The following is a 13,196-nucleotide window of genomic DNA, read 5'->3' on the forward strand; positions in this document are numbered from 1 at the left end:
TCCTCCGGAAAGGATTTTTAAATAATAGTTTCAGACAAATTCAACTAAATATTCAAGTATGTCCCCTGGCTGGCAATCCAGTTCGCGACATATTGCATCAAGTGTGCTGAACCGTATGCCCTTTACCTTTCCTGTTTTAAGAAGTGAAAGGTTGGTCATTGAAATGCCGATCTTCTCTGATAAATCGGTCAGAGACATTTTCTTTTTTGCCATCATTACATCTAGTCGTATTTCTATAGCCATGGAGTGATAATAATTGAGATATTTTAATTTGTCAATAAAGATTTTATGTTAAACATTAAATTATATCTGTTTAGAATAATATTTTATTGGTGAGGCAAACTTTAACTTTTCCTGAATACAGGTCATTTCCCGAATTCGTTAATTTGAGTAGAGCGGGACAATCCTATAATCTCCAGACAAGGTAAAAAATAAAACAAGTGAATCCGGTTAGCCCAACTTCCGTAGTAAATAAAATTAACAGAAAATAAGAGAAACAGGCAGAAGAAGAGCTGGTAACCCATTGATATATCGAGCAGGGGTTATAGAGAAAGTGTGAAAGCTAATGTAGTTCCGGCCAGGTACATTGACTTGATGATGGAAGGCGATATAATTGTCGCATATATATAAGGAAGAAGACATGGCTAAAAGGATAGAGGGATTTCAATTAACTTTTGTTTTATTGGAGTATCACTGAAGCCGTGAACATCGCAAGAAGCTATTCCAATCAAATTATTCACGCCAGGATAAGTAGCCTGATAAGGGAGCATTCCGAGAACAAAACGGACATACGCACTATCGCGAACGAAATGATCGACTGGGAAGGCGTACATCGCATGATAGATCTTGGCTGCGGTTACGGCTGGTTTGAAGAGGCGCTGAAAGATTCAATAACAAAAAATCTCGACCTTATTGCAGGCATCGATTATCTGAACGAAAATTACGATCCGTTCCTGCAATGTGCAAAAAAAATCTCCAGGGAGGCTGTATTCAAAAAAGTCATCCTCCCTGCCCCCCTGGATTTCCCGTCAGATTATTTTGACCTGGCAGTCTGCTCTTACTCGCTCTATTTTTTCCCTGACATTATCCGGGAGGTAAAACGGATTCTTCGCAGGGACGGTATTTTCCTGGTTATAACTCACAGCGAGAGAATGCTCGAAGAAGGAATGCGCTTTTTTGACTTTAATAATTTACGGACTGTCATAGAAAATTTTTCCGCCGAGAACGGGGAATCGATACTAGGCCAGTATTTCAGTCGATTACGATCAATCGATTATCCCAATTCCCTTATTTTCCATGAAGGCGAAGATAAAGACCTTGCGGAATATATTAATTTCAAATATGAGTTTATCAAAAAAGACGCGGACCCTGATCTTGTGCGGGATACAATGGTTAATGAACTGAAAAAAAACGGGATATTATCTCTGAATAAAAATGATAAAATATTTTTGGTAAAGAAATGAAAAAAAAGAAATACTGTAATTTTTGCGGGAAAGAACTCGTATCGGAATTTATTGACGAGAAAGAAAGACAGGTATGCAAAAATTGCAGGGAGATTTATTACGAAAATCCGCTCCCCGTGGCTGCCGTGATTCTTCCAAATAAAGAAAGAGAAACCCTGCTCGTAAAAAGAGCGAATGAGCCGTTTAAAGGAATGTGGTGTCTGCCAGTCGGCTTCGCGGAAACAGGCGAAAGCATAGAAGAGGCAGCCTTGAGGGAGCTTAAAGAAGAAACGGGGATAACAGGAAAGATCGTCCAGCTTGTAGATGTATGCTCGCATACAAATCCGCTTTACGGCGAGCTTCTGATAGTCACTTTTGAAGCGGAGAAACTGGGCGGCACGGAAAAGGCCGGAGATGACGCGTCGGACTGCAGGTATTTCCCGATCATGAATCTTCCCAAGCTCGCATTCGACTCGCAGGAAAAAGCCGTGCAGAAATATGTTGAACTGAAAAAAGACCTCTGGAACATACACGATTCAGTAGATACGTTCGTTAAAGCCGCCATAAAAGGGGAAACGCCCGGGAACAAAAACCTTCTCTCGGACGACCTGTTAACTATCGCAAGCGAAAATTCAAAAAAAATCATAAATTTATGGATCGATGACATAACGACCAATCCATCAACAACATCCTATCGCAGTCTGGACAGAAATGACCTTTTTGAAAGGGCAGCGTTCATTATAGACAGATTCGAGTTATGGCTGAAAGGCACGAAAACAGAAGAAGAGTTGAAAGATTTTTATTATAACCTTGCTAAAAAACGGAAAGAAGACAACGTCGTTCTTAAAGACCTGATAAGCTCTCTCAGCCTTCTTAAAAAACATACCTGGATGTTTATTTATTCCTACGGCGTGTGGGAGAAAGCCGTCGACATATACCGCATGTTTGAACTCGGGGAAAGACTCGTTTATTTCTTTGACAGGGCGGCGTATTATACAGTCATGGGATACATGGAACTTTCAGGCAGCAATAAGAAGAAACAATAAAATATTTTACGATATTACCTTCATCCAGGGGTGTAAAGGGGGACTCTGTAAGTTTATAAGGTTGGTGCGATTTAACCTAATAACCTTACAGTGAGAGGGAACGTTGTTAGCTTACTAAGTATAAATCATATCAATAAGCTAAACCCCTATCGTCTACTGGCTGCAAAATTGGACCAGCATAACTGGTAAAATTCTGTTTGTTTAAGTGGTGGCCTAAGGCGGAATTATTATATTAAGCTCAATAATTAAAGGGGGTAGATCATCTGTCAGTGTCTTCCATAAGATATCAAGATTTATCTCAAAGTAGGCGTGAATTAACCGATTTCTCATCCCTATTATGTCACTCCAGGGAATTTGAGGGAATTCATCCCTGCATTCTTTTGAAACACTACTTGCTGCTTCACCAATTATTTCTACACATTTAACAAGGGCAAGTTCCAATTTCCTGTCATTGCTAATATCGTTTCTATCTTTTTCACTTATGAACCCTTCCGCTTCTATTGCAGCATCCAGCATATGACGAAGACGAATAATGTCATTCTTCAACATATTTCACCTCTGCTGATTCTAATACATCATTTCTGAAATAACGACTAAGATCCTCTGCAGTTCGCATATCCACTTTTCGCCCCAGTACTGAACTTAATTCGTTTTCCATACCAGCGAGGCGTATCAGTCCTGGAATATGATCAGGAAAAAACTCAACCAGCATATCGATATCGCTATCATCATTAAAATCGTCCCGCAAAAAAGAACCAAAGACTGATAATTTACGTATATGGTTTCGTCGGCAGAATTCTCTAATTTTTCTATATGAAAGATCAATGCCCGATTTTCCCATCATCTCTACCTCAAAATCTTAAGAAAGATTTGTCTTATACACAAAACAGATTATATATTTTATCACATGAATGTCAAACCATCAGCTATAAGCATCATATGCCTGACCGTTACATGATTATCTTCTGTAAAAAGGGGTCAGAGAACAATAAGGAACAATAAGTGCCTATACAGTTGACAGACCCTCATAAAAGATTTCAAGTCAGCCTTTGACTCTTGGTACCTTCAATCCACCTTAGGCGGACAAGTAGCAGGCTGAAGCTTTTTCGGCTGAAGGCTATTAGTATTTTCCGATCTTCTCTTCAGACTACAGTCTAAACACCTTTGGGCTATCTTTCATTACCCATTGTAATTCATGGCATTTACCGAGGTCATCTTTCCCATCAAGTTTGACTGCCCACACCAGAGATTCAGACCAGTTGTGTTTTTCAGCAACTTGTGGGACAGTAAAGCCTTTCTTTAGATCGTCATTTACAACTTTTAGCAAGATTGCCAAAAGTTGTAAATGCTTTGAGATTGATTGCTGTAGAAGGCCAAATCGGCTATATACATATCCACTGTTCTTCGTGCCCTGCCTATTGCCTTTCCAATAGATGATAAAAATTCATGATTGCATTCAATTATCAATCAAGTTTGATGTTAATGTCCCAGTGTTTTGCTATAGCTTTTAATTCGTCCTGGGTCAGATATGTTACTGCACCATGTTTCGGGCGTTCAAAATTTGTTCCCTTCATCACTCCTTCATTAAAATGCCCTATATCCTTGTAACTGACAAAGTCCTTGGTTTCACTGAATCCCATATTGTTGGGTCTGGCGCCATAGACATCATACATCAGAACATATGTGTCGGTTCCCAAACGTTTAAACAGGTTGGGAGCCTCTGTGTTTACAGTCTCCGGATCAATCCGTTTTGGCTCCGGTTTGTATCCCCTGTTTATCCTGTCTGAGACGGCATGAAGGATTTTTGCCTGTGATACATAGTACATATGAAATTTGTCATCAACCCTTGTTATATCACCGTCAATACCTTCGATGTTTTCTATGGGTTTGGGCGTTGTTTCGAGCCTGGTAAAATCATCGTTCGTATATGAATAGTACATGTGGCAGTCACCATTATCTACACGGATGGTGAAATATATCATCATCTTTCCCTTTATTTCATCGTAGACAGTCTCAGGCGCCCAGGAACATCCTATGTCTCCCAGCTCCGGGAATTCCCTGTCTATCCTGATATCCGAATGAGTCCAGTGGATAAGGTCGAATGATTTCATAAGGACTATGGCCCGATTGTTCCCCCATCCGTATTTTTCGTCAGATCTTTCCCATTTTGTATCACGGAATCCAGCCATTTTACCGAAGATGTGAAGGTCTGTCATGGCCAGGTAAAATGCTCCGTCAGGACCCCGCGTAATATGCGGATCGCGAACTCCTTTTTGTTCAGCCAGTATCTCACCATTAAAAATCGGTTTGCCATTGTTAAGGTCAGTGAACATATATCCGTCACTGCTTACGGCCATATATGCGCATTGGGTTTCATCTTTAAAATAAACCATTAAATATCCGCCAAAGTCATTTTCTTTCAACTGGTGGATACTCCGGTAGTTATCAAGAGTGGGCACAATTACAATACCTCCGGATTCAACTCCTGCCGGAGGCGCTTGAGCTAAGGTATACGTAGAAATACAGAAGAATAAAACACCCAGAAGAAAAATAATATAAATCTTACATTTATTGTCCTTTATACTGTAGCAGTTCATAGATCTTCCTTTTTAATTTCCCGGATTCACATCACGGATACGGATAAGCCACTGGCCGTTTACTTTAACAAGTTCATTCACCTCGCGACCAGCAGTTACTATATCTCCGCCGGTTTCAAGTACACCCATCCAGTATGCATGGAAGCGTGCATGATTATCATCTATAAACTCAATATGCGGATTTGTTACTATGTGATACATGTGGGGCCTTTTTTTGCCATCCTCATTATTTGCATCCATCTTCTGCCATGCATCTACCACCATCTTTTTAAGGGCATCCCTGCCTTTTGCTGTGGTCTCTTTGCTCCTGAACTCACCATCAGGAGTGAACATGGTGATGAATGCCTCTCCATTGTGGGAATCGAGCGCCTGGATGTACTCCCACATCAACTGTTCGATCTCCACCCTGTCCTGTGCCCGAAGCTGGACCTTTTCCGAGGCATATAAGGCTGAAGTACCTGCCAGCAGTAATACAGACATTGTTAAAACTGCAAGTTTTCTGATAGTCATATTTATATCTCCTTAATTAATAAAAATGGTTCAAGGGTTCGAGTGAAAGACATGGACACAATAAAAACAGAAACCATATATCTCGCCCGTTCGCTTCGGTCACTGGAGACGCAGAGCACACAGAGAAAAGAATTTTTATTTTCCTAAAACACAAAACAGTTTTTGCTTTTGTTTTTTTCTGTGGCCTTTGCGCCTCTGTGTGAGACATGTTTTAGGCTTTTGTTTTTTTCGTAGTTAATACTATTCCATGTCATCTCACAATATTTAAATTGACGCCAATGCCCCTTTGCGGGTCCTTGATCCCGATTTATCGTGGAATGACAAACAAAATTCCACGATTCTCAAAATCGTTGAATAACGCGTCATTATTGCCTTACTATTTTGATCCTGTATGCCGCTCAACAAACCTTATTGCCTGTTCAGGCCAATCTTTTACGGTCTTATCATTCAGACTTGCCCCTACCCCGAAACCATGCATTGGTGTATCAAGAAGATGCATCTCCACTGGAACTTTTTCTTTAATGCATGCCTCGTAAAACAGGAGCGAATTCTTTACAGGCACCAAAAAATCATAAGTACCGTGCACAATAAATGCAGGAGGGGTATCAGGTGTAACATGTTTCCATGGTGACAGCGCTTCATATAGATCGTGATTTTCCTGTGTCAGGTTTGTTCGTGAACCTTTATGAGTAATTGAATCATCAGTCAGGTCAATCACCGGATAGAGCAAAAGCGCAAAGGCCGGCCTGGCGCTGAGGCTATCAATCCGGTCGGGCGCATATGGCGCTTCAGGCAAGAGTTTATTATTGTAAAGCGTAGCGAGCATGGCAGCAAGATGCCCTCCTGCTGACCCTCCGAAAACCCCAACCTTATCCGGATCCACATTGTATTCTTTTGCATGGGCCTTAATGTGCCTGAGTGCGCGCCGGGCATCCAGCAGTGTTGTGGGGTAGTGGTATTGAGGGCCATGCCTGTAACGCACCACAAAGGCGGCAATATTATGTGCCTTAAAGATCTCCGCGATCGTGCCTCCTTCCCCGGGCACTGTCAGCATCTCGTAACCACCACCCGGACAGACCAGCACGCCTGCCCCTGTTGCCTTGCCGGCATCAGGGATATATAAATCCAGAGTGGGCTCCATTGGATTGAGTTCATTTTCGGAGAACTCTATTTTACCAGGTGTTTTTTCATAGAGTTTGATTCGTTTGACATTGGCAGGAGGTGTAAGGCTTACCATCACATTTTCACCCCTGGCATTGGCAGGGAAAACACCAGGAGGAGACTTTCTTCCTGTCACCTCATTACTATACCGATTGAAAAAATCAAACACATCCGGCATGCTGCCCCCTATGATCTCACCGTGATCCAGTCCGGGCAAAGACTTGTACTCCACCCTGAAGCCAAGCCCTTTGAGCTCTCCTGCTGCCTGTTCCGACCCCTTGACCAGTGTGTCATCCTCTCCCACAATAATCATAAGAGGTATATTTTTAAGCTTCATCTCCGCATTCCATTCAAACCCGAAAGTAGCCGGGGCCACACCGGCAACCGCAGCCCAGATATCTGAATACTTCTCTCCTATATGCAATGCACCGCCTCCGCCCATTGAATGGCCCATCAGGTATATCCTGTTTGTATCTATGTTGAATTCCTTAAGGGCCATATTAAGTACATTCATGGTATCCTTTTCACTCAGTTCGGTAACCTTGGCCGGGTCCTTCTCTTTTTTACCGCCGACATCACCACCCATGTACATAGTTTTGGGCTTTTGCCTGGCTGAGGAAGCGGGGGCATTTGGGTCACCGGGTGCTTCGGCATCTGGTTTCGGCGGACCAGGCATGCGCATCTGCATACCGAATGGGCCAGTCGGGCTATAGCCCATAGGGCCGACCATAATGTAGCCATTCTTTTCTGCCTCCTCCACGCACTGCCTCCTCATAAAGGTACCGTGATTCCCGCTGAACCCGTGCAGAGCCAGAACCAGTGGGGCCTTTACATCCTTTTTAACCTTTGAAGATACAAACACCGCATATGGAAGCATCTCACCAGTATCAGTAAAGAGGTACTCCCTCAGTTCCACACGGTCATCAACCGGGTCCATGCCTGTTCGCCTGCTCTCTCCGGCTGTTTTACCAACCGGCGGGCTCGTGACCTTTGAAGTAGCCAGGTTGTCATCAGCCTTCTCTGCATATAAATTCTGTGCCACTGCTGATAACATCATTAGACTGCCAGTAATTACACAACCATATAATAGCTTTTTTGTTCTAAGCATTTAAAACCTCCATTAATAAAAAATGTACAACGATATATCTATTCTTTATGCGGTTCATCCGGCCCACCGCCTTCTATTGGAACCTCCGGTATGGTAATTATAAACAGGAAAGCGATAAACAGGGCAACAGCGCCAATGAGAAAAAGTATTTTGAGACCTGTCTGCAGTGAATCTCTTACCGCCTGTACTGTCTCATCAAACAGCGCTGGATTTATCGCTTCATTTTCACCAAAGGCATCCTTGAGTTCGTCCATTGCCTCCTTTGACATCAGGACACGGGGATCAGCAAGGGATTCAAGTGTCGCTGTATCAATATGCAGGTTAAGGTCCTGGGGAAGCAGACTGTTGAGACTTTTATTATAGGTGGCATTCATGGCTGGGCCAAGGATGGCAGGGGCGGCAGCAGTTCCAAGCGCCACAATGAAAAAGATGGCCGCTACAGAAACCCCTCTGAATTTTTTGGGCAGTGCAAACTGTACAACCAGGATATTGGTTGTTGGTATGGCCCCCACACCGAACCCGCCAAATATCATGACCACTACACCAAGCCATATTGGTGTTTTCTGATTGAACAAAAAGAGCATAAACATGGCCGCGGTGAGCACACCATAACTCATGATAAAATTCCATTTATAGCGTTTTGTTCTGGCAATCAACAGACCTGCTGGAACCCCTGTAAAGGCCATGAGCACTGTAAACGGGGTCAGCATTGCACCGCTCAGTTTGGCGCTTGCCCCCTGTACCCCCTGGATAAACAGCGGGTAATAATTCATGATACCGATAAACCCGAAAAATGAAAGAAAGGCTGCCACTGCCGCAGTTAAAAAGGTGCGGTTGGTAAAGACCTGCGGATCAAGAATAGGCTCTTCTGCCTTTAATTCTACCAGTATGAAGAGGCACCAGAAGACAATGGATATAATGAGGAGCCCCATAACATAAAAGGAGACCCAGGGATGCCTGTCAGTAAAGGAGACACCCAGGATCATGGCCGAAGAGGCAATTGCAAGTATAAATGCCCCTGTATAATCAATCTGGTGTCCTGTCCGCCCGGTTTGTCCCGGGACACCTATAATCACAAGTAATATGCATATAATGGCTATAGGGACAACAGCCCAGAAAAAATAACGCCAGCTAAGATTATCGGTTATAATTCCAACCAGTACAGGGCCAAAGATTGCAGCGACACCGGCAGCCAGATTCAACAGCCCGGTCCATTTGCTTTTTTCAGCAGGGGCGGTAAAAAGATCTCCAATTACAGAGAAACAGAGGGCTGACAGTGCCCCCAGCCCCAGGCCTATTATTACACGGGCAATAATGTTGAACACAAATGTCGGACTCACGGCCGCGAGTATTGATCCTGCTGCGAAAAAAAACAGGGAGATCAGAAGCATAGTTCTGCGACCGTACATGTCGGATAGTTTTCCAAAAAGCATGGTTGAAAAGGCCATTGCGAGCGCCGGTATGGATATGGCCCATGAAAACAGGGCCATGCCCTTCAGGTCTGCCGCAATCATGGGTGATGCAATGCTCTGACCCAGGGTCATGCAAAATGTCAGAAAATAGGTGAGAAATACCGCTGCGAGACTGAACACAAGCGATCTGGTGTAAAAACCCTGAGAGCCATCTTTGGTGAGTGCCTGATTCATAGTTTCCTCCCGTTAGTGTCTGCAAGATATAAATAAAAACAGAATATATGATTGAACCTGTTAACGCTCTTTTCTCTCTTTCATAACCTTTAATCACCAGATCAGTCAATGATCCTGGCAACACGGATGCCCAGGAAGCTTCTGCCCCTTGCATCAGGTGAATATACAAAGGCACGGTTGGCGGACCGCAGTGTCTTTATATCGCTCATAAATGAATTGCCCCTGAATCCGCGGACATTACAGTTGCCGCTCTTTACCGTTGATCCATCAGCCGGGAGCTTTATCCCGTCAGCCTCATAGCAATCCTCAACCCATTGATAAACATTACCTGCCATATCGCATAATCCAAATCCGTTTACAGGAAATGAGCATACAGGAGATGTGTTAATCCATAGATCCCTGCCCCCGACAGCGCCTCCCAGTTCATTGTTAACCTCTGTGCCAAAATTGGCATATTCGCGGCTGGCTTCATCCCCCCACAGGTATACGGTTGAGGTGCCGGCACGGGCTGCATATTCGTATTCTGCCTCTGTTAAAAGCCTGTACTGATCCTTGCCTGTTTTTTTATTAAGCCAGCCCACAAACACCTGTGCGTCCCACCAGCTTACGCCTACTACCGGCCTGTTTCCGCGGCCATAATCAATATACTCCTCTTTTTCAGTTTTGCCCTGTTTTTCTTTCCTGAGCGCTGTCTCCACAGCCTGTCCATCGCACATGGCATCCCGTGCACATGCCTCCCATTGATCCCAGGTGATAGGGGCCTTGCTGACAGCAAATGAGTAATTAATGATAACCCGGTGCTGGCCTTCATCCTTTTCGCGGTATTTTTCACTCTCAGGAGAGCCCATGATGAATGTGCCAGGAGGAATTATAACCATCTCGGGACACATATCGCAATCCTTAAAGTTTTTTTCGGTTCGACCCTTATCATCAGATGAGATTGTAAATCCGGTTACAAAGCTCATCACAATCGTCGCTAGTATTATAGCTCCTCTCTTTTGCATCTTCATACCTCCTTTATCCGGCTATATTTACTTCTTGAACAGCAGAGGAGCCATCTCCTTAAGGCTGCGTCTCCATGATAAAAATTCATGGGCTGTATTCTGTGAAACATAGAATGCGCTGTTTATACCTGCCTTTTTTAAGGCAGCATTATTTTCCTTCGGGTCACCGCCAAATGGATTGCTGCCCCCAAAACTGTTATTGCCAAGCTCGCGGCTGCCATAACTTACAAAAACCAGCCTTACCTTTTCCTTAAAACCGGGTGTATTTTTGACATCATCCATAGAAATACTGCCACCGCTTAAAAGACCGATATGGGAAAATTTATCCAGGTTAGAAAGCGTAATCAGCCTGGTCTCTATCCCGCCCATGGAGAGGCCCGCCATAGCCCGATTGGGTTGATCAGAAAGTGTGCGGAAATGGGCATCTACATATGGAATAAGCTCATCCACGAGGACTGTCTGAAAGGGTTCAATCTTAAAACCTCCAAGGCCGCCTATCTTAACATCATTGGTCATGCCGTAGGTCATCACTATCAGAAATGGTTTGATTTTATTCTCTGCAATCAGGTTATCCATGATGAGATTGGCGTGTCCCTGAACGCTCCAGGCGGTTTCATCCTCGCCCCATCCATGCTGCAGGTATAGCACAGGGTAACGCCTGTTTAAATCCTTATCGTATCCGGGTGGGGTATATACAAAGGCGCGGCGTGAGGTATTGGTGCTCTTTGAGGGAAATAAAATCTGCTGCACATTGCCATGAGGAACATCTTTAAGGGCGTAAAAATCCTGATCATGGGCAGGGATTTCAATACCGCTTTCCCACCTGGTAGAGCCGTAAAAGTTGAGTGTGCCAGGGTCATTAAATGTTCCGCCATCCACGGTGATACGATAATAGTGGAACCCTTCATCAAGCGGCCCTTCAGTTGTGCCCATCCAGGCACCCTCTGCGGCCTTGGCAAGTGTGGTGCCCCCGCGTGCCCCCAGACCAAGACTTACACTCACGCTTTTGGCCTCTGGTGCAACAATGCGGAACCGTGCATATCCCTGTGAGTTTACCTGCGGATACTCCTGGCCGGGCTGATTGAGGGTAGATGGCTTCCAGTCATTAATTATAGCAGGCTGGTTAGTCTGGGCCTGACATGTTATAGACCCAAATATAACTATCAGGAAAAGGGTGGTCAGATATTGTTTCATGATCTTTCTCCTTTATGGTTTAAAATTGATTAAAAGATTATTTTTCCCATAGAATTATATTATTGACTCTGTTTTGGCTTTTGTATACCTATATACATTATCTGAAATGAATTGCCTAATAATATATTAAAGGAATGATAAAATGCCCAATAATTCAGTAAGTATAAAAGAGGTCCTTGATTCAGGTAAATTTACTTTATATCAGATATGGATATGCACACTGTGTTTTTTGCTTGCCTTTTTTGACGGGTTTGATCTGTCACTGGTTGGTGTGGCGCTTCCTGATATCAGCGAGTATCTAAATTCAACATCCGCCGCCCTTGGGGTGGCAATGAGCGCCGGCAATGTTGGAGCGCTTATCGGGGCATTTATCCTGGGCATGATGGCCGATCGTTTTGGCCGCAAAAATATGCTCCTGGTCTCAGCCTTCACATTTGGTATTTTTACACTGGCTATCGCCTTTATCCAATCAGTTGAGCAACTGATCTTTCTCCGCTTTATAGCAGGTCTGGGACTGGGAGGAGCCGTTCCAAATGCGCTTGCCTTTGGATCAGAGTATGCACCAAGTAAGAAACGGGCAACACTTGCCACTACAATGTATGCCGGGGTTGCCATTGGAGCTACATTTGCCGGTCTATTTGCCTCTTACTTTCTTCCCAGATTTGGATGGCAGTCTTTATTTTTAGCAGGCGGCACAGTAGCATGCCTCATAGGGATCATTGCATTAATATCCCTGCCTGAGTCGCTGGAATTTCTGGTCAAAAGAAATACAAACATAGATAAGAGTCGCATACGCAAAATAGTCTCAAGAATCGCCCCATTATATGGAACTGATAACAATATTGATTTCGTTTCATCAGAAAAAAGACTTGCCGGTGTACCCTTTAAGCATCTGTTCAAAGACGGGCGTACTGCCAATACAATATTATTATGGATGGCCTTTATCTTAAGCTATTATCTGCTCTGGCTGATTCTTTCATGGACACCTACATTGCTCAAAAAAAGCGGGGCCTCCTCCCAGGAATTCAGCCTTGCCTTTGCGTGCGTTAATATGGGGGCTGTCTTTGCAACGGTATTGATAGGCATTTTGATGGATAAATTCAACCCGTTAAAAATATTAAAAATAGGCTTTTTTCTTGCATTTATAAGTGTTTTTATTTTTGGATATTTTGCATCCAGCTCATTTATTATAGTTGCTGTTTTCTCGGCCATCATGGGATTCTTTGTAATCGGAAGCAACTCCGGACTCATGGGGCTCGCTGCTATTTCATACCCGGCAGATATCAGGGGCACAGGGCTCGGGTGGGCCACAGGGGTCGGGAGAGCCGGCTCACTGCTGGCGCCTGTTGCAGGAGGTCTTATGCTCACAGGAAACTGGAGCGTTAACTATATCTGTACTACCAATGCCATTCTTGCGCTGGTGGTCATATTGATAATTTTTATAATGCAGAAGGTAAATTCAAAATAAATTTAGTAATTACGTAGGGA

11 protein-coding genes and 1 pseudogene are annotated in these 13,196 nt (G+C 43.8%); 3 read left to right on the plus strand and 9 right to left on the minus strand.

Annotated features, from left to right (window positions below; translation table 11 throughout):
* Window positions 1-30 precede the first annotated feature (30 nt).
* Entirely contained in the window at window positions 31-243 is a 213-nt protein-coding gene (locus GX654_01240) for a helix-turn-helix transcriptional regulator (GenBank protein NLD35475.1), read from the minus strand.
* 458 nt (window positions 244-701) lie between these two features.
* Here GX654_01240 and GX654_01245 point away from each other — a divergent pair, with 458 nt between their 5' ends.
* Complete coding sequence (locus GX654_01245) at window positions 702-1,463, plus strand: class I SAM-dependent methyltransferase (protein NLD35476.1); 762 nt, start codon at window positions 702-704, stop codon at window positions 1,461-1,463.
* The gene (locus tag GX654_01250; GenBank protein ID NLD35477.1) at window positions 1,460-2,488 is read left to right on the plus strand and encodes an NUDIX hydrolase; all 1,029 of its coding nucleotides are present in this window, start codon (window positions 1,460-1,462) and stop codon (window positions 2,486-2,488) included. The genes GX654_01245 and GX654_01250 overlap by 4 nt, the downstream gene beginning before the upstream one ends.
* Window positions 2,489-2,701: 213 nt before the next feature.
* On the opposite strand, the gene GX654_01255 is transcribed toward GX654_01250, so the two are convergent.
* The 8 genes and pseudogenes from GX654_01255 to GX654_01290 form a co-directional block, all read right to left on the minus strand.
* Complete coding sequence (locus GX654_01255) at window positions 2,702-3,037, minus strand: DUF86 domain-containing protein (protein NLD35478.1); 336 nt, start codon at window positions 3,035-3,037, stop codon at window positions 2,702-2,704.
* A complete protein-coding gene (locus GX654_01260; protein NLD35479.1) occupies window positions 3,024-3,332 on the minus strand; it encodes a nucleotidyltransferase in 309 nt (102 codons plus the stop codon). Before GX654_01260 ends, GX654_01255 begins: the two co-directional genes overlap by 14 nt.
* A 619-nt stretch (window positions 3,333-3,951) precedes the next feature.
* A pseudogene (locus GX654_01265) lies at window positions 3,952-4,890 on the minus strand (glycoside hydrolase family 43 protein).
* A 207-nt stretch (window positions 4,891-5,097) separates the two neighbouring features.
* Window positions 5,098-5,595 carry a nuclear transport factor 2 family protein gene (locus tag GX654_01270; GenBank protein ID NLD35480.1) on the minus strand — a complete coding sequence of 166 codons (498 nt, stop codon included), beginning with the start codon at window positions 5,593-5,595 and terminating at the stop codon, window positions 5,098-5,100.
* A gap of 376 nt (window positions 5,596-5,971) precedes the next feature.
* Window positions 5,972-7,864 carry an alpha/beta hydrolase fold domain-containing protein gene (locus GX654_01275; protein ID NLD35481.1) on the minus strand — a complete coding sequence of 631 codons (1,893 nt, stop codon included), beginning with the start codon at window positions 7,862-7,864 and terminating at the stop codon, window positions 5,972-5,974.
* Between the two features lie 38 nt (window positions 7,865-7,902).
* Window positions 7,903-9,510 (minus strand): MFS transporter, encoded by a 1,608-nt coding sequence (locus GX654_01280; GenBank protein NLD35482.1) that lies wholly within the window; start codon window positions 9,508-9,510, stop codon window positions 7,903-7,905.
* 101 nt (window positions 9,511-9,611) lie between these two features.
* Window positions 9,612-10,514 carry a formylglycine-generating enzyme family protein gene (locus GX654_01285; GenBank protein ID NLD35483.1) on the minus strand — a complete coding sequence of 301 codons (903 nt, stop codon included), beginning with the start codon at window positions 10,512-10,514 and terminating at the stop codon, window positions 9,612-9,614.
* A 27-nt stretch (window positions 10,515-10,541) separates the two neighbouring features.
* On the minus strand, window positions 10,542-11,708 hold the full coding sequence (locus tag GX654_01290) for an esterase (protein ID NLD35484.1): 1,167 nt from the start codon (window positions 11,706-11,708) through the stop codon (window positions 10,542-10,544).
* 142 nt (window positions 11,709-11,850) lie between these two features.
* On the opposite strand from GX654_01290, the gene GX654_01295 reads away from it, so the two are divergent.
* Window positions 11,851-13,176 carry an MFS transporter gene (locus GX654_01295; protein NLD35485.1) on the plus strand — a complete coding sequence of 442 codons (1,326 nt, stop codon included), beginning with the start codon at window positions 11,851-11,853 and terminating at the stop codon, window positions 13,174-13,176.
* Window positions 13,177-13,196: the final 20 nt, after the last annotated feature.

The organism is Desulfatiglans sp., from assembly GCA_012513605.1.
Classification (GTDB): domain Bacteria; phylum Desulfobacterota; class DSM-4660; order Desulfatiglandales; family HGW-15; genus JAAZBV01.